General features: G+C 35.0%; 16 protein-coding genes. All 16 read left to right on the forward strand.

The features are described from left to right. The 16 genes from GQ589_RS02620 to GQ589_RS02695 all read left to right on the forward strand — a co-directional run bounded on the left by GQ589_RS02620 (position 1) and on the right by GQ589_RS02695 (position 20666). Entirely contained in the window at positions 1–1428 is a 1428-nt protein-coding gene (locus GQ589_RS02620; RefSeq protein WP_160424435.1) for a M48 family metallopeptidase, read from the forward strand. Positions 1429–1474: 46 nt separating this feature from the next. Further along, a complete protein-coding gene (locus GQ589_RS02625; RefSeq protein WP_160424438.1) occupies positions 1475–2344 on the forward strand; it encodes a hypothetical protein in 870 nt (289 codons plus the stop codon). Positions 2345–2346: 2 nt separating this feature from the next. Next, entirely contained in the window at positions 2347–3777 is a 1431-nt protein-coding gene (locus GQ589_RS02630) for a type II and III secretion system protein family protein (RefSeq protein ID WP_160424439.1), read from the forward strand. Between the two features lie 18 nt (positions 3778–3795). Then, a complete protein-coding gene (locus GQ589_RS02635) occupies positions 3796–4962 on the forward strand; it encodes a hypothetical protein (protein ID WP_160424442.1) in 1167 nt (388 codons plus the stop codon). 29 nt (positions 4963–4991) lie between these two features. Then, the gene (locus tag GQ589_RS02640; protein ID WP_160424444.1) at positions 4992–5456 is read left to right on the forward strand and encodes a TadE/TadG family type IV pilus assembly protein; all 465 of its coding nucleotides are present in this window, start codon (positions 4992–4994) and stop codon (positions 5454–5456) included. Between the two features lie 24 nt (positions 5457–5480). After that, positions 5481–6263 carry a tight adherence pilus pseudopilin TadF gene (tadF, locus tag GQ589_RS02645; protein WP_160424446.1) on the forward strand — a complete coding sequence of 261 codons (783 nt, stop codon included), beginning with the start codon at positions 5481–5483 and terminating at the stop codon, positions 6261–6263. Positions 6264–6287: 24 nt separating this feature from the next. Continuing rightward, positions 6288–8261 (forward strand): VWA domain-containing protein, encoded by a 1974-nt coding sequence (locus tag GQ589_RS02650; protein ID WP_160424448.1) that lies wholly within the window; start codon positions 6288–6290, stop codon positions 8259–8261. 13 nt (positions 8262–8274) lie between these two features. Beyond that, positions 8275–9573, forward strand: coding sequence for a hypothetical protein (locus GQ589_RS02655; protein ID WP_160424449.1), 1299 nt, complete (start codon positions 8275–8277; stop codon positions 9571–9573). Between the two features lie 2 nt (positions 9574–9575). Further along, complete coding sequence (locus tag GQ589_RS02660; protein ID WP_160424451.1) at positions 9576–10028, forward strand: prepilin peptidase; 453 nt, start codon at positions 9576–9578, stop codon at positions 10026–10028. Positions 10029–10615: 587 nt separating this feature from the next. Further along, on the forward strand, positions 10616–11851 hold the full coding sequence (locus GQ589_RS02665) for an NRAMP family divalent metal transporter (protein WP_160401578.1): 1236 nt from the start codon (positions 10616–10618) through the stop codon (positions 11849–11851). A gap of 14 nt (positions 11852–11865) precedes the next feature. After that, the gene (locus GQ589_RS02670; RefSeq protein ID WP_160424530.1) at positions 11866–12642 is read left to right on the forward strand and encodes a 5-oxoprolinase subunit PxpA; all 777 of its coding nucleotides are present in this window, start codon (positions 11866–11868) and stop codon (positions 12640–12642) included. Positions 12643–12763: 121 nt separating this feature from the next. Continuing rightward, positions 12764–14350 (forward strand): urea amidolyase family protein, encoded by a 1587-nt coding sequence (locus GQ589_RS02675; RefSeq protein WP_160424453.1) that lies wholly within the window; start codon positions 12764–12766, stop codon positions 14348–14350. Positions 14351–14366: 16 nt separating this feature from the next. After that, the gene (locus GQ589_RS02680; protein ID WP_202115007.1) at positions 14367–16121 is read left to right on the forward strand and encodes a biotin carboxylase N-terminal domain-containing protein; all 1755 of its coding nucleotides are present in this window, start codon (positions 14367–14369) and stop codon (positions 16119–16121) included. A 271-nt stretch (positions 16122–16392) separates the two neighbouring features. Next, positions 16393–17640 carry a serine/threonine transporter SstT gene (gene sstT, locus GQ589_RS02685; RefSeq protein ID WP_160411302.1) on the forward strand — a complete coding sequence of 416 codons (1248 nt, stop codon included), beginning with the start codon at positions 16393–16395 and terminating at the stop codon, positions 17638–17640. A gap of 143 nt (positions 17641–17783) precedes the next feature. Further along, a complete protein-coding gene (locus tag GQ589_RS02690; RefSeq protein WP_160424457.1) occupies positions 17784–18779 on the forward strand; it encodes an MDR family oxidoreductase in 996 nt (331 codons plus the stop codon). Positions 18780–19319: 540 nt separating this feature from the next. Next, entirely contained in the window at positions 19320–20666 is a 1347-nt protein-coding gene (locus tag GQ589_RS02695) for a hypothetical protein (RefSeq protein WP_160424459.1), read from the forward strand. Positions 20667–21068: the final 402 nt, after the last annotated feature.

Genomic DNA, 21068 nt, shown 5'->3' on the forward strand with positions numbered 1-21068 from the left:
ATGAATAATATTTCAATATGCTATAACCCCGGAAGGCTGATAAACCCAAAATTTATTGTGTTGTGTTCAATATTATTTGCTACGGTTGGATGTCAAAACAGTACCGTAAAATACGATTTGAATGAGAAACAAAAAATTTATATTCATGAAACAACGAAAAATTATGGTGGTTTAATCGAGCTTTATAAACAACGCTTGCAACGTTCTGATAGCGAAGATACAAGATATAAACTTGCTCAAGTCTATTACTTGTCTAATGATTATGAAGCGGCAAAAAGAACATTAACTCCAGTTTTAAATAAAAGTAAAAATGATAATCTTTTTGTTTTATATGGTCATGTTGAGTCAAAAATGGGAAATAGTGACACTGCACTACAGTATTTAGATAAAGCAATCACAATTAATCGTAAAAATGGTGAAGCATATAATGTAAAAGGTATTGTTTTATTAAAGAAAAAACAATATGATGCGGCAAAATATTCGTTCAATCTAGCTAGAGAAAATTTTTATGACGAGAACAAAGTCACAAATAATCTAGCAATGCTATCGATTTTGAACAAAGACTATAATGAAGCTTATAAGCATTTAAACATTTTATATACGAAAGGATATCGTGACCAAACTATTCTTCATAACTTGCTTTATACATTAGTAAAATTAAATAAAATGCAATTAGCTAAGTCATTTTGTTTAGGGCATAGGTTATCTAATGAACCCGAAATTTTAATCCAGGAGCTAAAACAAGTCGAGCCAGTTAATGCGATTAAATTTAATGAAATTGTACCAGCACAAAGTAATAATCAAAAACAGTATACAATTGAAAAAATAGCATCACAGCAAATTACTAAAGCAGGTAAAGCTGTTAAACCTGAAAAGATAGCTAATTTGCCATCTACTAATAAATCACAAATTGGTGCTAAATTATCGAATTTAACTAAATTAAAAACTGAAACAGAACCTGAATCCGAAACAGAAAAATCCTCTCAACAACCTAGTGTAAGTAATTCAGTAACTTTGGATAAGAAAACAACTTCTAAGAAAAATAATCAAATTAATCAGGTAACGACTACGTCGAATATTTTAGCTGTTCGATCTGGAGAACACAAAGCATTTAGCCGAATCACCTTTGAAACAGCTAATCAATTGAGCAAAAATCAATATAAGATTGAAAAAATATCACCGACAGAATTTAAATTATCATTTTATGATGTAACGCTACCTAGCAAAGGAATAAATCATATCATTAATCTAATTTCTCGTAGTGATCGTGATTTTGCCAGTGTGACAGGAACTTTAACTGTGGAAAAAACATTAATTCTGCAAATAAAAACTAAAAAGGACTCAATAGTGAAAGATTTTGACGTTGGTCCTAAGCCTAGTGGTAAAGCACATTGTTTTGCCTTTGATTTTTATTCTGAAAATAAATAAGTGCAAAAAAATAATAACAATAAATATAAAATCTTACGGAGCTTGCATGAAACAAAAAAAAGTAATTATTCTGTATATATTAATGCTAATTGTTGGACTAGCATTACTGTTTACAAAATCATCTCCTACACCTGTTGCTGAACCAGTGGTTCAACCTAAGGTTGAAGTTGAAGTTAAAGAAAAACCGAAAACAGAAACCATGACAGTAGCAGTTGCAAAGTATGATATTAACAAAAAAACAATTTTGACTAAGGACGATTATTATTTTAAATCAGTAGAAGTTGATATTGGATCTAATGGAAAATCTAAATATATAGGTAATGCGGATGAAATTGATGCTTATGTTACTAAAAATAATATTGCGAAAGATACGTTTATAGAAAGTAACTTTATAGCTTCTCCTAATTCAGAAGATTACATACTGTTAGCTCTAAAGGAAGGAAACTATATGTTTCCATTTAAATTAGATCAATTTGATTCTTATTTAGTGAAGAATTTAAAGGGGGGGGATCTTGTTGATCTTTACGTCTTTTATAGTGATGAAGAGTTGGCAAATTCTAATGCTAAAAATTATAAAGAGAGTAAATTAGTTTCACCTAGTGATGATTTTATAAAAAATCGTCTAAAGCCGATTATTGTAGGTAAGAAAGTTCTTTATATTGATGTTGATGATAAGATTGACCAAAAATTTCAGAAGAATGATGTTGGTAAAATCCAGTTAGAGCTTTCAAACCAAGAAATTAAATTGCTAAGAACACTTATGACAAATTCTAAAGTCATAATGTATCCAAGTACTTATGACAAAAATATTGATGATGGTTTACGTTTGTTAAATGATAAGGAAAAAAACTGGCCATTAACTGATAAAGCTATTTTTTCAAAGAAAAAACAGATTAATTTACTAAAAGGTAACTAAGAATGCTAATAAAAGTTAAACCAATTATGAACATAATCAATAAGCTAGTTTGCTTATTATCAATTAGCTTTTCTTCATTGGTTTTTGCTAATACCCATAATTTGCAAATAGGGCAAAGTAAAACTATTGCTTTACCTGAGAACGTGGGTACTGTTTTCATCAGCCAAGATACTGTAGCAAATTATGAGCTTATTGATGGCAAATCATTAATTATATATGGTAAGTCAAATGGTAAGACTAGCCTGCTAGTTTATGATGATGCAAATAATATTATTATTAATGATACTATCAATGTCGATCCGCTTTTATCTCAAATTACGCATAGACTAGCGCAAAATTTTCCAAATAGCAGTGTAACAATTGATCGTTATGATAATGGTGATCCAAATGGTAGATTTGTTTATGTATTAAATGGTACTACACCAGATACCACTACAAAGACTAAAATTATTACACTTGTAGGTACACTTGTTGGACAAAGTGCTGAGCGTATACGAAGTAGAGCATCAGATGAATTCGGAGATAAGCAACTTACATTTCAGGATTATTATGTATATAACAATATTATTGATAATATTAGGGTGATTGAAGAGTACCAAGTAAATGTAAAATTGACATTTGTTGAAGTTAGTAAAAAATTTACCGATTCATTAGGTATTGAGTGGCAAAGTTTAACATTAAATAGTATGGGTAAAGGCAACGACTTTGTTTCGAACAATATTGGTGAGTTTACGTTATTAGGTCTAAAAAAAGGATTTAATATCCATAATATTACCACTATGATTCGCGCAATAAAAAATGATCAATTAGCTAAAATTTTAGCGCAACCTAATTTATCTGTATTATCTGGTGAAAATGCATCATTTCTGGTTGGTGGAGAGATTCCCATTGTAACTAAAAACAAAGATGGTGATGCTAATGTTACTTATAAAGAATATGGTATTAAATTAAACATTAGTACTAAAGTAAATAATGATAAACGTATTAGATTATTTATTAATAATGAAGTGAGTTCCGTAGCTGGTTCATATGCTTTTAATAACTATAATATTCCGACATTGCAAACTCGAAAAGCAAGTTCAACTATTGATTTATCTGATGGAGACAGCTTTGTTATTGCAGGATTAATTAATGAACAAGACACAGAAGCATTGTCTCGTATTCCTTTTGTTAGTGATATCCCGATTTTAGGAGCGTTGGCTCGCAGTGCAACAACAAGTCGCGAAAAAACGGAAATGGTCGTATTTGCAACAGTTAATTTGGTTACACCAAATAATAACTTTGATGGTGTAGAGTTACCGATTCTAGAACGAACAGATGTGATTAACAGTTTCTTTAATATTAAAAATAATATGGATAAACAACGACGAAAAACAATACCTGTATCTAATGAAAGTGAAAAGTTTATTAGCGATATGGGTTTTATTGAATAAAATATTAGTGAGATTCTTATGCAATTATTTGGTAATAAAAAAGATAAAGAAATATTAAAACAACAATCACAAGAATTTGTAGTTGGACGTATCTCTGGTTTTCAGGTTGCTATTTTAAGCAAGAGATCTGAATTGGTAGAAAGTATTCGTTCCGTACTTTTCCTTCACAACGTATTAGCTATGGAGATCTTTTCGTTAGATTTATCTGATTTGAAAGAAGACACACGTTGGAGTAAGTATGATGCTATTATCTTAGATATTAAAGACGAAGATAATGCTGAACTGTTATCGGAAAATATTAATCGTTTTTTTCCAATTCAAGCATCCACAATACTTATTGGTAGCCATGATTCAATTCAGTTTTCTGAATTTTTGTTAAAAAAAGGGATTTATTTTTTATTAGAAAATAGTCAATTAGAGAAAATTCCCGATGTCTTACACACAAGAAGTATCACACCACCGGGATCAAGCCTAAGAGTAGGTAGCGTTATTACATTTTTAGGTTGTAAAGGGGGAATTGGTACATCATCATTAGCGGTTCATACATTAAAAAATATCAGTTCGTTAACAAATTACCCACTTCTTTATATTCAAGGTGCAACAACAAGTCCTAATGCTGATTTTTTGTTTGAAGCACCGATACCTCAAGATGATTTATTAGTTGATGTGGAAATGTCTTTACAAGTAAAGGTTGAATCTACTGATAAGGCTTGGAAATACGATGATTTGAATTCAGGTCAATTTAATATTACTGTGATTGATCAAAATATGGGGTTACCATCTTCGTTTAAGCATTTTGATGATATCATCAAGTTTTCAAATATTGTTTTCATTGTAATAAATAGAGATCCTTTTTCAGTTAAAGTAGCTAAAAAAATGCTAGATGAAATCTCGCGTGCTACTACAAGAAATTCTGATTTATTGAATAAACGTTTTTTAGTTTGTTTAAATGATAATTTACCTTATGATAAAAAAAGTGCTTTACGAAATGAGGATATTGAAGAATTCTTAGGTAGAAGTATCAATTTTACGCGTAAATTTATCCCAAGAATGGATAAATTTAAAAAAGCACATAGTAGCAGTGAAATAAATGAAATAGCTATGGCCATTATCGGTAATAAGACAACCAAAAACAACAATAAACAAAAAAAGTCTTTTTCAATATTAAAGAAAAAGAAAGATTGATCCTTAATATAATAGAGTAGAGCAAAATTATGTTGAAATATTGGAAATTATTTTTTCGTCAAAAAAATGCAAGTGTTTCGATAGAATTTGCAATTGTTTTTCCTTCTTTTATTGTACTATTTTTGTTTGTTCTTGAATTTAGCCGAATTATGTTTGTTGGTTCGGCTTTGGATCTCATGACTACTGAAATCACTAGAAAGACAGCGATTTCTGAACAACAAAATTATGACCAACAGCTACAGCAATTGATTGAATCTGAAGCACCTTTGTGGCCTTATATAGCAGATCCGCAAAAGTTTCACATAACTGTAGCATATTGTGAAACAATCGAAAAAGCCATTAATAATAATTGTCAGGGTTCTCCATCCGATGATACTCATATATTATTATTTGAATTGACGTACGACTATTATGCCATATTTTCTCAACTATTTAGTCGTATTCTTGATACCTCATTGAAGAAGAAAACTATTGTTTACCGTGAGTTTTATTAAAATAAGGAAGGAATCAAATAACACATGAAATATTCTGGTAATTTTTTTCACAATAAAAACGGTATAATTTCAATAGAATTTGCAGCATACTTCTGTGCATTTTCAGTTTTAGTATTCATTATCTATGATGTGTATAGTAGCATCATGTTGCAAGATAAATTAGAACGAGCAAATTATACTGTAGCTTCTATTTTTCGTGAAAGATCATCTATTTACCCGGTTATAGATGATAAAAATAGTGGTAATGGGTCTTTATTATGCCAAAAGTCTAATTTTGCTTCTTGTTTTGAATCTTACGAGTTGTTTGATAATGCTCAAGTGAAGGAACTTAGCCAACTAGCAAGTTCATTATTAAATGGGCGTAATGTTATTCTAAAAGTAGAAGCGTTATTTATCTTACAAGATATTAATAACCCTGCGAGCTTAGAACATGCCAAACTTGTTACGTTAGAAGATGAATCTTGTTCTGATGGCGTTTGTAATAATAATAGTGGAATTAATGGATATTTTTCTTCTTTACCTAGCATGACGGATCGTTCAAATAATACACTTGCTGATTATACCAAACTTGTTCCGTATGTTCCAAGAGTTGCCGATCCCACAAATGGATTAGCGGGGCGTTGGATACCTTTATATCGAGTTAGTATGTGTATTGTTAATGAAGAAAGTCTTTATTTGAAATGGATTAATTCAAATAGAGTAACCTCAAATACCTTGCCTAACTTATGTAGTAATGTTGTTGTGTTATCACGCTGTGATGATATTATGAATGCTAATAATACAGCTTGCCCAATTTATCATCGTTAATCAATACACTTCTGAGAGGATTATATGAACAATAATAAGCTTGAACGGAATTATCATAAAAAATCTTTTTTTAGGTGTACTTCAGGAAGTGTTGTTGTCGCTTTTGCGATTATGCTTCCAACTATGCTTATTTGTATGCTAGTTTCGATTAATTATGTTCAAGAAATGCGTAATCGAGCTAAACTTTCTGAAGCAACTAACGAAGCATCGTTAGCTATTGTAGCTTTAAACAATAAAAATATTGATGATCCTGCAATTGAACAAAATCGTAAAATGGCATTAAACTATATTAATTATTCTATCTATCAGAAAATTAGCGATGGTTTAGTCGGAAATAAGGATGCAACTATTAATATAAGTTATGATAAAGACAAAAAAATATATAGTGTAGTCTATAAACAAAAATTTGATTTCCTAACTAGTGATAAAGGCAGTGGACAAGGTAATGGAGTAGATAAGTCGATGCTTGTTAGCAATAAAGCAGACACTTATGGAAATACAAGAAAATTTGAAGGTGTTGATACACTTGATATTGCTTTTATTAGTGATTTTTCTGGGTCAGCAACGTGCCAATATAACGATACTACATGTAATGACTACTCTGAAGGGGGGAGTTATGATGTACAACGTCTTCAATATATGAAAACAGCAATAGCTGACATTATTGATAGATTTAAACAGTATCCAGAATATCAGTTTGCATTAATTCCTTATGATATTGGAGTACCTGTTCAGCAAAAAAATGTTGCAAACCCAGCAGGTGGTGAAAGCTATGCTTGTTCGGTTATGTATAAAATGACGGATGATTATGCCAAAATTGATTATAATTTTTGGGCAAATAAAAATATTGCATATCGAAAATGGAGTAGTTTAAAAGCAAATAATATTATTAGTAATTATTTAACCTATAATTATTTCGATAGGTTTAAGAACACAGTTTATTACTATTTAGATTATTTTTATTACCGCTATTATTCACAACTAATTGGTCCAGCTTTGGGGTACGATAGTGATAAAAAATTGGTAGATAATGGGTTATGTACTGTTCGGCATAAGATTGAGCAGCTTAATATGGGGTCTGCACGATATGCTTGTGGTGAAAATAATACTGATTATCCATTAAAAAATAGCAATAAAAAAACTGTTGAAGATCAATACGCTAAAGTAGTTCAACTGTATGATTATATGTTTTCAGGAAATTATCCTGATGTACATTATTCATTTGCCAACACACAAACAGTTGATGTACAAGGTACAATTGATACATTATTTAGTGATATAAATACCAATACTATAACATTTAATCGACCTATTTCGCCAACTGTGGCTGATTTTTCTCCATTTCAGGGAATGTGTCAATCACCGTTATATAACAATGGCATTATGAGTAAAAATATAGCGGAAATGACAAAAAATCATGAAAGGTTTGCTGAAGCAGCGAGGCAAATGACTGGTTTTAAGTTATCACCTTATCTAGTTCCGTTTAGTCGGGATGTAAATCATAATACTAACCTTTTAAATTCTATTAAAACAGCAGACTGGAAACCGGGCGGAGGAACAGATACCATAACAGCTTTGTTAAGGACTGTTCCTGTGATGGCAAAAGGTAGTGCTAATAATAAAATAATGATTATTATTACTGATGGCAAAGATGATAGTGGAGCAGATATTCTTAGAGATCAGTTTTTGGATGCTGGTGTTTGTCAGGCAATAACGAGTGGATTAACTTCATTAGATAACAAAAATAGAGGTTATATTGATATGCCAGCTGAAACAGCGACAATTCACTATATAAAAATTGACCCAAGAGCACGTAATTTGACAACAAATTCTGAGTATGAAGCTGCATACGGTAAATGGTTTACTAAATGTATGAATGAAAATAAACAATATTTGCATGAAGTTCAAGATTATCAATCATTGTATGATACAATGGAAAAAATAATTTTGAGTGAGACGGGAAATTTTGTTAATAAAAATAAAAAAATAACAGAATAGGAGTTATCGATAAATGAAACTAAAAAAAGTCGTAATATTTATATCCTGCTTATCCTTTTCATTATTAGCAAAAGCTAGTACAGATGCTGTGATTTTAACAACAAAATCAGAAATAGATATTCCTACAGCAACTAACATGGTTGATACAGGCATAACAATAGAAAATGGTGATGTCTGGGTTTGGGGATTTAGAAACTCGTCTCAGCAAGGAAATGGTCGACAAGATGTTTCTTCAACTGCTGCTCCTGCTAGAGTAGAGACCTTTGTCAGAGAGGGACTTACTATTACACAAGTAGCTGCTGGGATATATCATATTATTGCATTAGATGATAGAGGCAATGTATGGGGGTGGGGGCAAAACGTATATCATGAGGCAGGCGGAGGCAGGAGAAACGGGCAAGGTAATCCAAATTACCCAAGCTTACCTGTTTTAGTTTTAGACGGTAAAGATGTCATTATGATTAATGCAGGGGAATATGTCTCTTATGCATTAACGAGGGATGGTGATGTTTATTCTTGGGGGCATAGCATATATGGTCAAGTAGGGAATGGTACCTACAACTCGGTAAATGACGTTTATAAAATTCCTAGGGAGAAATTTAATGGTCGTCCAATAGTATTAATAGGTGCTGCTTACGAAAGTGGATATGCTATTGATGATAGGGGAAATATTTTTGCATGGGGCGATGAAGAAGCTAATGCATTTGGTCGTGAAAATGTCGTTGCTCATAAATATCCTAACGAGCCAGTCGATATTACAAATTATATTCCAATTAGTGGTCAGGATATAGTGCATATTACGGGTGGGAATAGTTTTACTGCTTTTTTAACCTCGTCGGGTGAAGTTTATGGTATGGGAGCGGCAAATCATTTAGGACTTGGTTTGGATGAAGAAGCTGTCTATGACCCAGATGGTATTCTTATAACCCCCACAGGAAGGTTAGCTAAGCCGCAGTTTATCACGAATAATATTAATATGCTTTATTGCCGATATGCTGGGTGTACTGCTATTAATGAAGATAGACAATTACTGACATGGGGAATAACTGCTGGAGCTTTTCAAGATCAAGTATATGGATCTAAACCAACAGTTAGAGGCTACCTTGGTAATTTAACTAAAATTGATGGAGGCAAAGAGCATCTAGTGTATTGGAATGATGAAGGAAAAGCATTTGGCGTTGGATATAATGTTGAAAATAAATTTGGCGGAGGTCCTAGTCCAGTAAATTGGCCAGGACAAGAACTTAAATTTGTTGTTGATGAAATGAAGAAAGTTTATGGTCAAGATTATGTTCCTGGTCAAGGACTATGACGGTGAGTCAAGAATTAATTAATGATATTATTCTTTTAGCTATTTGGCTGTGTTTGTTAGTTTCTTGTTATACGGATTTAACATCTCGGACTATTTCAAATAAGATTGTTATGATAATATTCATTTTGGCTATTTTAAACTTTTTATTTGGGCAAGGGCAGCTAAATTATGGCGCATCAGCAATATTTTTAATTTGTGGTTTACTTATGTTTTATTGCCGACTAGTTGGTGCTGGAGATATTAAATTAATTACTGCTCTTTTAATCACTATTCCAGTAAATAATGTCTTGTCTTTTTTGGCTGTAATTACATTTTTTGGTTTGCCATTGGCAATCTTTGCAATTATATATAAACGTTTTAAGAAAACCGAAGGTGGTATTACATTACCCTATGGACTTGCAATTAGTGCCAGCTACTTTTTAAAATCAATCATGCTGTTTAAAGTTATATTGTAATAATAGGCTTTTGGTGTTCATGTTAGTTATGCAATATACGCTTTGACAACAAATATTAGTGTTTCTCATTCTAAAGCAAAAGTTTGAGAAACATTCCTTCCTTACATTAACTAATATACGTTAAATCTGAACGGTAATTACAAAATATAAACCTAAATACATAAAGAATTAAGTTATTATTGGATTATTTACAAATCTTATACACTAATATGACTTTTTATTTTAAAAGATAATTATTTTTGTTTTACGTAATAAAAACAAATCCTTTACATTAGGATTAGTATAATATGAGTTTTTATATTGAAACGTAGTATTTCCTAAAATTTTTTACAAAAATTATTATGTTTAGTCATATGAATTAAAGATCTTATATAAAAGATATCTTTGTACACAATTTTTATTCATGCCAACTTTTTAGAACATTATAATTATTTTTTATTAGTCTTTTACTTAAAAAACAGTAATTATATTTAACTGCATTATCAAAAATAGTTGAAATCACGGCATAGTTATCGCCTATAAATAACATTATATGCAATTATATTTGTATTGATAATTATAGAAATAAATTAAGAGGAGACATGCATATGGAAAATCATAGCAGTAGTACCGTTGCTTTTGTTAAAAATCGGCGTGCTTCATTAATTAGTGCTATTTTTTTAATGGCAACATCGGCAATTGGTCCAGGATTTATTACTCAAACCGCTACGTTTACCGTTACGCTTGGTACTGCCTTTGGCTTTGGTATTTTAGCTTCTATTATTATCGATTTTGTTGTTCAGCAAAATATTTGGCGAGTGGTTGCGTTAACTAAAATGAATTCGTCTGATATTGCCAATGCCACAATTCCATTTAGTGGTTATGTGCTTGCAGTGCTAATTATATTTGGTGGGTTAGTGTTTAATATTGGTAATATTGCCGGTGCAGGATTAGGTTTAAATGCGTTGGTTGGGCTTGATTCTAAATGGGGTGGGGCAATTAGTGCATTTTTAGCGGTTTATATCTTTTCATCGCGTAAAGCTAGCAATTTTATTGATCGTTTAATGATTGGTTTTGGTTTGCTAATGATTGTTTTAACGTTATTTGTGGTGTTTGCATCTCACCCTCCAGTTGGTGAAGCGTTAAAAGAGACCGTTTTCCCGAGTGATATTAACTTTGCTTCAATCACAACTATTGTTGGTGGAACCGTTGGGGGATATATTTCTTATGCTGGCGCTCACCGTTTACTTGATAAAGGTATGGTTGGTGTAGAGCATATTGATTATGTTTCGGGGGCGGCAACTAAAGGGATTGTGGTTGTTGGTTTAATGCGTTACATTCTATTTTTAGCGATTTTAGGTGTCGTGGCAAGTGGTGTGACAATTGATATTTCAAGCTATGCAGCCAACCCCGCATCGCAAGCGTTTCAGGTTGCTTTAGGCGAGTTTGGATTACGTCTTTTTGGTTTGATTTTATGGGCGGCAGCCATAACCAGTGTGATTGGAGCCGCTTATACTTCAATGACTTTTATTACACCTTTTAAACGAACAATTACAGATAGACAACGCCAATTTGCCACCATTATCTTTATTGCTGTTTCGCTTGTGATCTATTTAGCTATGGGGACAGCTCCAGCATCATTACTTGTTTTTGCCGGTGGCTTTAATGGTTTAGTGTTACCGCTTGGTTTGACCATTTTTGTGTATATTGGTTGGCGGCGAGCTGATCTTATGTCTGGATATCATTATCCAAGATGGTTATTACTTTCAGGTGTCGTTGTGTGCGCAATTACTTGGTATATGGGCATAATGTCGGTTGCGACTATTTTTAACTATTTAAAATAGAGGACAATATGACAATCACCAAATGTATTGATTTAAACAGTGACCTTGGCGAAAGCTTTGGTCAATGGCAAATGGGTAATGACGAGGCAATGCTAAAAGTTGTTAGCAGTGCTAATGTCGCTTGCGGATTTCATGCAGGTTCACCAGCAGGTATTTTAAAAACATTGAAAGCGGCCAAAGCCAATAATGTGGAAGTGGGTGCTCATGTTGGCTACCCTGATTTAGTGGGGTTTGGTCGCCGTAATATGGATATAGCAACTGATGAATTAACCGCTGATGTGATTTATCAAATTGGCGCACTTAAAGGATTAGCCACATCAATCGGCACCAAAGTAAGTTATGTTAAGCCACATGGTGCATTATATAACACCATTGCGCATGATAAACGTCAGGCAATGGCGGTGATCGATGCGCTTTGTGCGGTTGATTCCACATTGACTTTGGTTGCTCTTGCAGGCTCAAAATTGATTGAATGGGCTAAAGAAAGTGGCTTGAGCGTCGTTGCCGAAGCGTTTGCTGATAGAGCATATCATGCCGATGGCACATTAGTTTCGCGTAAAGAAGCTGGTGCTGTATTGCACGATCCTGATTTGGTTGCCGAGCGAATGTTGCAATTAGTTAATGACGGTGGCGTGATGTCTATCGAAGGGCAATTTGTGCGTATTGAGGCAGAATCAATTTGTGTCCATGGCGATAGCGCTGGTGCTTTAGCAATGGCACAAAAAGTTCGACAAAAACTACAACAAAATGGCATTCATATTGCCTTGTTTACTAAAAGTAATAATAACTAAATTAGTTAATATTTTGAAAAAAATTAATTAAATTAATAAAAAAATAAAAATATGATTAAACAAAACAATATAAAATATGTGTTGTTAGTGATTGGATATTGATCATATTTCGAGGTACTTAATGCGATTTTTACCCGTTAATATCGATGCGTTTATCGTAGAATTAAACAGCCTTGAGCAAACCATGGCGCTTACAGATGTGCTTCAAGGTGTTATTGCTGAGTGGCATATCAATGAAATAATCCCAGCGGCACGAACCCTATTAATCCGTTATAACCCCATTGTGACCAATGCTAATATACTTGCAAAGCAAATTGCTCAATTAGATATTTCGGCAAACGTTATGCAATCTGGCGAATTGGTAACAATACCGGTTCGCTATAATGGCGAAGATTTACCTCAAGTGGCAGATTATCTTGGCATAACAGTTGCCGAAGTGATTGCAAGGCACACCAATAACGAATATCAAGTGGCTTTTTGTGGCTTTGCTCCGGGGTTTGCTTATATGGTATCCAAAACGGTTCAACTTAATGTACCACGCCGACAATCTCCACGCGTTCGCATTCCAGCAGGATCGGTTGCTTTAGCAGGGGAATTTAGTAGTGTTTACCCACAATCAAGCCCTGGTGGTTGGCAACTTATTGGTATTACCGATACCGCCGTTTGGGACATCTATCGTGATGAGCCAGCGCTGTTCAAACCCGGCACTCGGGTTCATTTTATTGATATGAGCCAATCGAAAACAACTTATCATTTACCTGCTCATTTATCAGTTTCTAAAAAACAAGATAACACTGTTGAGCCGCAACAAGATATAAACGTATTAACGACAGGACTACAAACATTGTTCCAAGACAATGGTCGAATTGGTCAGGCAGCGTTAGGTATTTCTGAATCGGGAGCGATGGATAAAAGCGCATTACACAGCGCTAACCGTATATTAGGTAATTCAATTAATGAACCGGCGTTAGAAATTACTCAAGGTGGTTTTAGCGCACAAATAAACCGTTCAATGCTAGTTACAATAACAGGAGCTGTATGTGATATCACCATCACCACCGCCCAAGGCGAAACCTATACTTCGCCCATGTATCAGCCAATTCAATTAGAAGTAGGCGATATTATCCGCTTAAGTAATGTAAAATGTGGCACTCGTAGTTATTTAGCGGTGCGTGGTGGTTTTCAAGTATCGCCAATTTTAACCAGTTGTGCGTTTGATACGCTTGCACAAGTAGGTCCATTGCCACTAAAAGCAGGGCAAACATTGGCAATAAAGCAAACAAACACATTAAAACCAGTTTTATTAACCGAAACCCCTACTATCAATTACCCAACTAGCCAAGATGTGGTCGTCTTAGATATTGTGCTTGGACCGCGTACCGATTGGTTTACTCAGCAAGCGATAGAACTTCTTACTTCACAGTTATGGCAAGTAACGCCAGCGTCTAATCGTATTGGATTACGCTTATCTGGTGAACAACCATTAACTCGTGAAAAACACCAAGAATTACCAAGTGAAGGGACTTGCATTGGAGCAATTCAAATTCCAGCTAATGGACAACCTGTGTTATTTTTGAATGATCATCCTTTAACGGGTGGTTATCCTGTTATTGGTGCAGTCTGTAATTATCATTTAGATTTGGCAGGTCAAATTCCAGTCAATGCCAAAATAAAATTTAATCCGATAGGGATATTTAAAGAATTTTAAGGGAGTGATGTTGATCATGTCTAAAAATAATCAAACAATAACGCATAAAGTATTAATTGCTAACCGTGGCGAAATTGCCGTACGCATTGTGCGTGCCTGTCGTGATATGGGTTTTTTGTCTATTGCGATTTATGCTGATGCCGATATTAACGCACTTCACGTACAAATGGCCGATGAAGCTTATGGACTAGCAGGTAATATACCAAGTGAAACGTATTTAGATATTGATAAAATTATCGCTATAGCTAAAAAATCAGGAGCAACGATGGTTCACCCTGGTTATGGTTTTTTATCTGAACGTGTTGAATTTGCAAAATCGGTGCAAGATGCAGGGTTAATTTGGGTTGGTCCCAACCCCGAAACGATCGAAATATTAGGCGATAAAGTCAAAGCAAGGCAGCTTGCATTACAGGTAGGTGCCCCTTTGGTTGTAGGAACAAAAGAACCTGCTAAAAATGCTAAAGAAGCCGTCGAATTTGCTCATGCCCATGGCTTGCCTATTGCTATAAAAGCTGCATTTGGTGGCGGTGGTCGAGGCTTAAAAGTTGCTTGGCAAATAGACGAAGTGGAAGAGCTTTACCATTCCGCCGTGCGTGAAGCAACTGCTGCTTTTGGGCGTGGAGAGTGCTTTTTAGAACAATTCTTACATAACCCTAGACATGTCGAAGCACAAATTATTGCCGACAAATTAGGGCATATTGTTGTGGTTGGTACACGCGATTGCTCACTGCAACGACGTAATCAAAAATTAATTGAAGAATCGCCCGCTCCTTTTATTAGCGAACAATTAACCGAACAAATAACCCAAGCATCAATAGCCATTTGTGCTAAAGCAAATTATGTTGGTGTCGGGACGGTTGAATTTTTACTCAGCCAAGATGGTAAATTATCGTTTTTAGAAGTCAACACACGGTTACAAGTAGAACATCCCGTAACAGAAGAAACAACAGGCATTGATCTTGTTGTTGAACAACTGCGTATTGCTCAAGGTTTGCCATTAAGCATTAATGAAACGCCAAAACCTAAAGCCCATGCTATTGAGTTTCGTATCAATGCCGAAGATGCCGCTAATGGTTTTTTACCTGCGGCAGGCACCATTACGCGCTTTGATGTGCCATTAGGTGTTGGTGTTCGTGTAGACAGTGGCGTCACGGTGGGCTCAACGATTCCTGCCACGTTTGATTCACTAATGGCAAAATTGATTGTGGTTGGTCATAATCGACAACAAGCCATTGCTAGGGCTCGCCGAGCGTTAGCAGAATTTACAATTGAAGGGGTGGCAAGTGTTTTACCATTTGATCGTGCTGTGATTGAACATCCTGATTTTTGTGATGATTTTAATGTACATACTCGTTGGATCGAAACTGAATTAAATGCCACAATCACACCCGCAAAAAGGCAAATTCCCCCCAAAGAAGAAGCATTAATAAAAACCGTTATCGAAATTGACGGCAAACGCTGTAAACTGGGCTTACCTGCAAACCTATTTGCTGGATTGGCTATGCAAACCGAAGCAAACGTTACCTCATCGACTTCAACTTCTGCTAATGACGTACTATCCGATTCGATTGTACCATCGCCTGTATCTGGCAACCTTTTCAAATGGCTTATTGATGATAAGCAAAATGTAAACGAAGGTGATGCCATTGGCATTATGGAAGCCATGAAAATGGAAGTACAAATTATTGCACATCGCAGTGGCACAGTAACCAAAACGGTTCAAGAAGGTGATTATGTGAATGCAGGCGATGCTGTTGCTGAAATTAACTAGCCCCTGATTAGCTTCAATTAATCCCAATTGGGGTATATCTATAGCTAAACTAGTATTATATAAAATGATAATACTAGTTTTTTTGTTTATGTTTAGCTATTTTTTGATAGTAAATGATGCTTAAGCTAAGACTGTTTTTAATGAATAATAAAACTTAGTAATTACTTGAAGTAATATATAAAAAAAGATTATTATTATGATTTTTTTATATAAATTTACTATTCAAATATGTTAAGGTCTTGGGCTTGTCTTTAATAAACAGGAAAGTAGCATGGCACACTCATCTCATCCTCTAGTTCGATTTTATTTTAAAGTCGGGTTGATTCCACAGATTTTATTGGGGTTAATATTTGGCGTTACACTAGCTGCTGTATCTAAAAATACGGCGCTAAATATGTCATTATTAGGCGATCTTTTTATTAATGCCTTAAAATCAGTTGCCCCTATTCTTGTGCTTATTTTAGTTATTGCTTCGATATCGAATCACCAACACGGTAAACAAGCGAATATGAGGTCATTAATTGTTCTTTATCTTGTTGGTATGATGTTAGCCGCATTATTAGCCACGGTTGCTAGTTTTTTATTCCCGTCACAGATTTCATTTGGTGATACACTAAAGAACCTTGAACTAACGCCACCTAATGGCATTACCGAAGTATTAAAAACCTTATTAGGTAAAATGATTGACAATCCAATTAATGCACTGATTAATGCAAATTATATTGGCCTTATTGTATGGGGAGTTGGTATTGGCTTAGCTTTAAGACATAGCAGTCAAACCACTAAAACGATGATGAATGATTTGTCTTATGCTATTTCGTTTATTGTCAGAATTATTATTCGATTTGCGCCTTTAGGCGTCTTTGGGCTTGTTGCTTCAACATTAGCCGAAACAGGGTTTAATGAACTCTACAAATATGCGCACTTATTAGTTGTATTAGTTTCTTGCATGGCGATTGTTGCATTGGTTATTAATCCATTGCTTGCTTATCTCGTTATGCGGAAGAATCCATATCCACTTGTATTTACCGCTTTAAAAGAAAGTGCGATCCCAGCTTTTTTTACACGTAGTTCTGCGGCGAATATTCCCGTTAATATTGAAATCTGTAAAAAATATAATATGGATGAAGATACCTATACCGTTGCTGTGCCACTTGGGGCGGCAATTAATATGTCGGGTGCAGCTGTTACCATTACGGTGTTAACACTAGCAACAGTGAATTCAATGCCAGCTAGTGCGGGTATACATGTTGATATCTATTCTGCGGTATTACTATGTATTGTGACCTCGGTATGTGCTTGCGGTGCATCGGGTATTGCAGGTGGATCGTTATTGCTTATTCCTGTTGCCTGCAGTATGTTTGGTATACCGAACGAAATTTCCGCTAAAGTCATTGGGATTGGTATTGCCATTGGTGTAATTCAAGATTCGGTTGAAACCGCATTAAACTCGTCAAGCGATGTGGTGTTTATTGGTGCGGTTTCGTCGGCGGCACAAAATAAAAAAATAACTAGTTAGTTACATATTAAAGTAGAGAGACTTATTTGATACAATGTGATGTAATCCAAATTTAAAATTAGCGGTGTCAGGTTACACCGCTTTTTGTTATTCATCTTTATCACTATTTTAATATTTAATCTTCAATCTAATAAGGAATAGCCATGTCATTTAATGCCATTCTCCTCGAAAAAGAAGCCACAACGGGTTTTGTGAGCTCGCTAAAAAGCGTCAGTAAACAACAACTCTTAGCGCAACAAGGTGACACGTTAATTCAGGTTGCTTATTCAAGCATCAACTATAAAGATGCACTAGCCTTAACCAACAAAAGCCCTGTAGTTAGGCAATGGCCAATGGTGCCGGGGATTGATGGTGTTGGGTGTGTGGTTGAATGTGCTAGTGGGCGTTACCAAAAAGGTGAACAGGTGATTTTAAACGGTTGGGGCTGTGGTGAAACGCATTGGGGATGTTTGTCACAATATGCCTATTTAAAATCGGATTGGCTGATTCCACTACCTAACAATCTAACGCCTTATCAAGCCATGGTCATTGGCACAGCAGGTTATACAGCTGCGTTATGTGTTGAGCGAATTGTCGATTTTGGCATAAAACCCCACCATGGCATGGTGCTTGTGACTGGAGCAAGTGGGGGAGTGGGATCGGTTGCGATCAGCTTACTGGCCAGATTAGGTTATCAAGTTACAGCATCGACTAGTAAAATCGATGAAGCACATTATCTACAAAAACTCGGTGCAGTTAATGTTATTGATAGCCAAACGTTAAAAGAAGCAGGCAAACCATTACAAAAAGAACAGTGGTCAGCGGTTGTTGATGCGGTTGGTTCGCACACTTTAGCCAATGCTTGCGCTCAAACTCAATATGGCGGTATTGTCGCTTGTTGTGGACTTGCTCAAGGAATGGACTTACCAGCAACAGTTGCGCCATTTATTTTACGAGGAGTAACTTTGGCAGGCGTGGATAGCGTCATGGCAAGCTATGATAAACGTGTGTCAGCATGGCAGTTATTATCCCAACAGCTTGATGCGCAAATTTTAGCAAATATTGGTCAAACAGTTACTCTAAATGAATGTGTTGAAGTCGCAAACAACATGATTGCAGGGCAAATAAAAGGCCGTTATGTGGTTGATGTAAACAAATAACAAAGCCCGTCGCTAAACAGAGCTATTTTATATAAATATGTACAAAAAAGGTTCAAGAAAGGTATTGATTTTATTTGAGTTTTTTGGTTTATTTTACCCAAAAACTTCTGTTCAAAAGGCTAATTATCCAAACAATACGCCCAAAAATTAATAAAATTTTACAATTCTTTTAAAAAAACTAGTTATTTAATTATTAACAAGTTATGCTTAATGCTCTTTTAAAAAAGCTCATAAAACGAGCGTGAAATATGAAAAAACAAATAAAACAATAAGTTATTTTAAAGGTGAAATATTATGCTCCATCATGATAATAGGTATTGGCAGCCCTGTACTCTAAATCTTTTTCAATATCACTGTAATCAAAAACAGTCTCAATTCTTATTTTTATCATCAAATTTCGTAAAATTGCCGAATCTATCACTAGATTTATTACGAAGATTGAGGTTTTTGCCTTTCTTATCTAGATTGTCTAACTTACCTAAATCTGCCTTGGTCTTTGCGCCACTGCTTTTATTGTCATATACGCAAGGAACGCAAGCGTTGTCGGCACAGACTTCACAGGTTATACATGGCAGTGCGCCGTATTTAACATTTGATGGTGGTATAACCAAGTCAACCAATGTTGACGAGCTATTATTTATTATATTGCCTGATGGTACAAAACTTACCCCATCGACCAACACTTCAAGTTTCTTAAATCCAATAAGGTTATCTAATATCAAAAATACTTTAGGTGATATCAGCATGGTGGTACCACCATCAAAAAATTCAATCAATTTAAATGACTTAATTATACCAAGCAATTGGGGGGATGATGATGGTGACGGACAGGGGGTAAATGGTGTTACAATAACGGGGAGTATATCGGTATCGTTTAACGATAAAGATAGTAATACCGTTAATCGCGATGATGCATTAAGTATATGTAATGCGCCCTATCGGATAAGCTTAGAAAGTACAAATGGAACTTTAACAACACAGTATGGCGTTCCAAGAAGTAGTACTTTTAGTGAATCTTCAGTGGATTATTATATTAACCCGAATGCCGATGTAAGTATTTGTTCGGTCAGACCGTTTCTAAAGGAAGGTTCAGGCCAGTTTGCAGGCCCATCTAACATATGGAATCCATATAAGGGTTTTTTAGTTCAGTCTACAAATCCTTCTTCTTACAATCTTAATTTTCCGTCGACAGGAGCTGATAGTTTATATTTTGATTTGGATATTGTTGGGGTAGATGCAAGTCAGTTAACTTGGTCTCCTGTTTCTCATGGAGGAGTAACGGCCACAGCAACGATAGTAATGGCTTCTGAGGGGTGGATTGATATTGGTAGGGGGAAACAGGTAACACGTGTTAAGTTAACCGGTCCAAGGGCGGATAATACTCAAATACAATCAAGTAATCCTAGTTCACTTACAGTGCCGACTTTGCCACAGACGTTTGAGTTGGAGGGAAGAGATAGTAGTGGTAATGTTGTCGTGAAATATGGCTTTGTGTTAAAGCAGTGGTTCGTCAATCGGGGTGATCAAGATAAACGTTATAGTGATCAATTAGCATGGTGTAATAGTTTGGGGTATCGCCTTGCTAAGGTAAAGGATTTAACTAATGCAGTTTGCTCTGGTTGGATGTCTGAAAGTGATTGTCAAGGTGCAGTTGGTGCTACGCCGTCGTCTAGTGATAATGTTTACAAGCGTCACATAGGGGCAGGCTTTTTCACTGAGTGGGGAGGCATGCACTTCTACGTTTATGCTGATGCAGGCTTCGTTGGCAACAACTACTGGACAAGCGACGCATCAGGTAGCGACCAGTTCAGTGTCTACTCGAGTTTCGGTCAAGTCAGTAGCCTCAGCACTTCTAGCAGCGGATATGCTGTTTGCACTACACCTTAGTTTTTAGCGTTTAGTTCTTAATCCTAAGGGCGTGGTGGTAGTTATGGTGCAAATAGAGGTTAATATAGTAAAGAATAAAGCCCTAGCATAAGTTGGGGCATTACCTTAGAATTGCGTTGTTTTGTTAAATCACCTACACGGAGTTAAAGTTTGCGGTGCTTTAGCTATGACTGTCAGCGATTTTCTAAATTGCCACAACAGCGCTATCCACGTCAAACAACTAATCACATTTACAAATAAAAAGTGTTTACAAAAAATATTGATTTTATGTGATTTATTTTTTAGGTATTTTCTGAATACAAACCCCCACAAACCCTTTTTTTAACGATAACTTAAAACGCAATAAAATCAACATATTAAAAAATATCTCAAAAAAAGGGTTTTCAAAGCTAAAATTGTCGT

This window comes from Gilliamella sp. Pas-s27, assembly GCF_009795865.1.
Lineage (GTDB): Bacteria > Pseudomonadota > Gammaproteobacteria > Enterobacterales > Orbaceae > Gilliamella.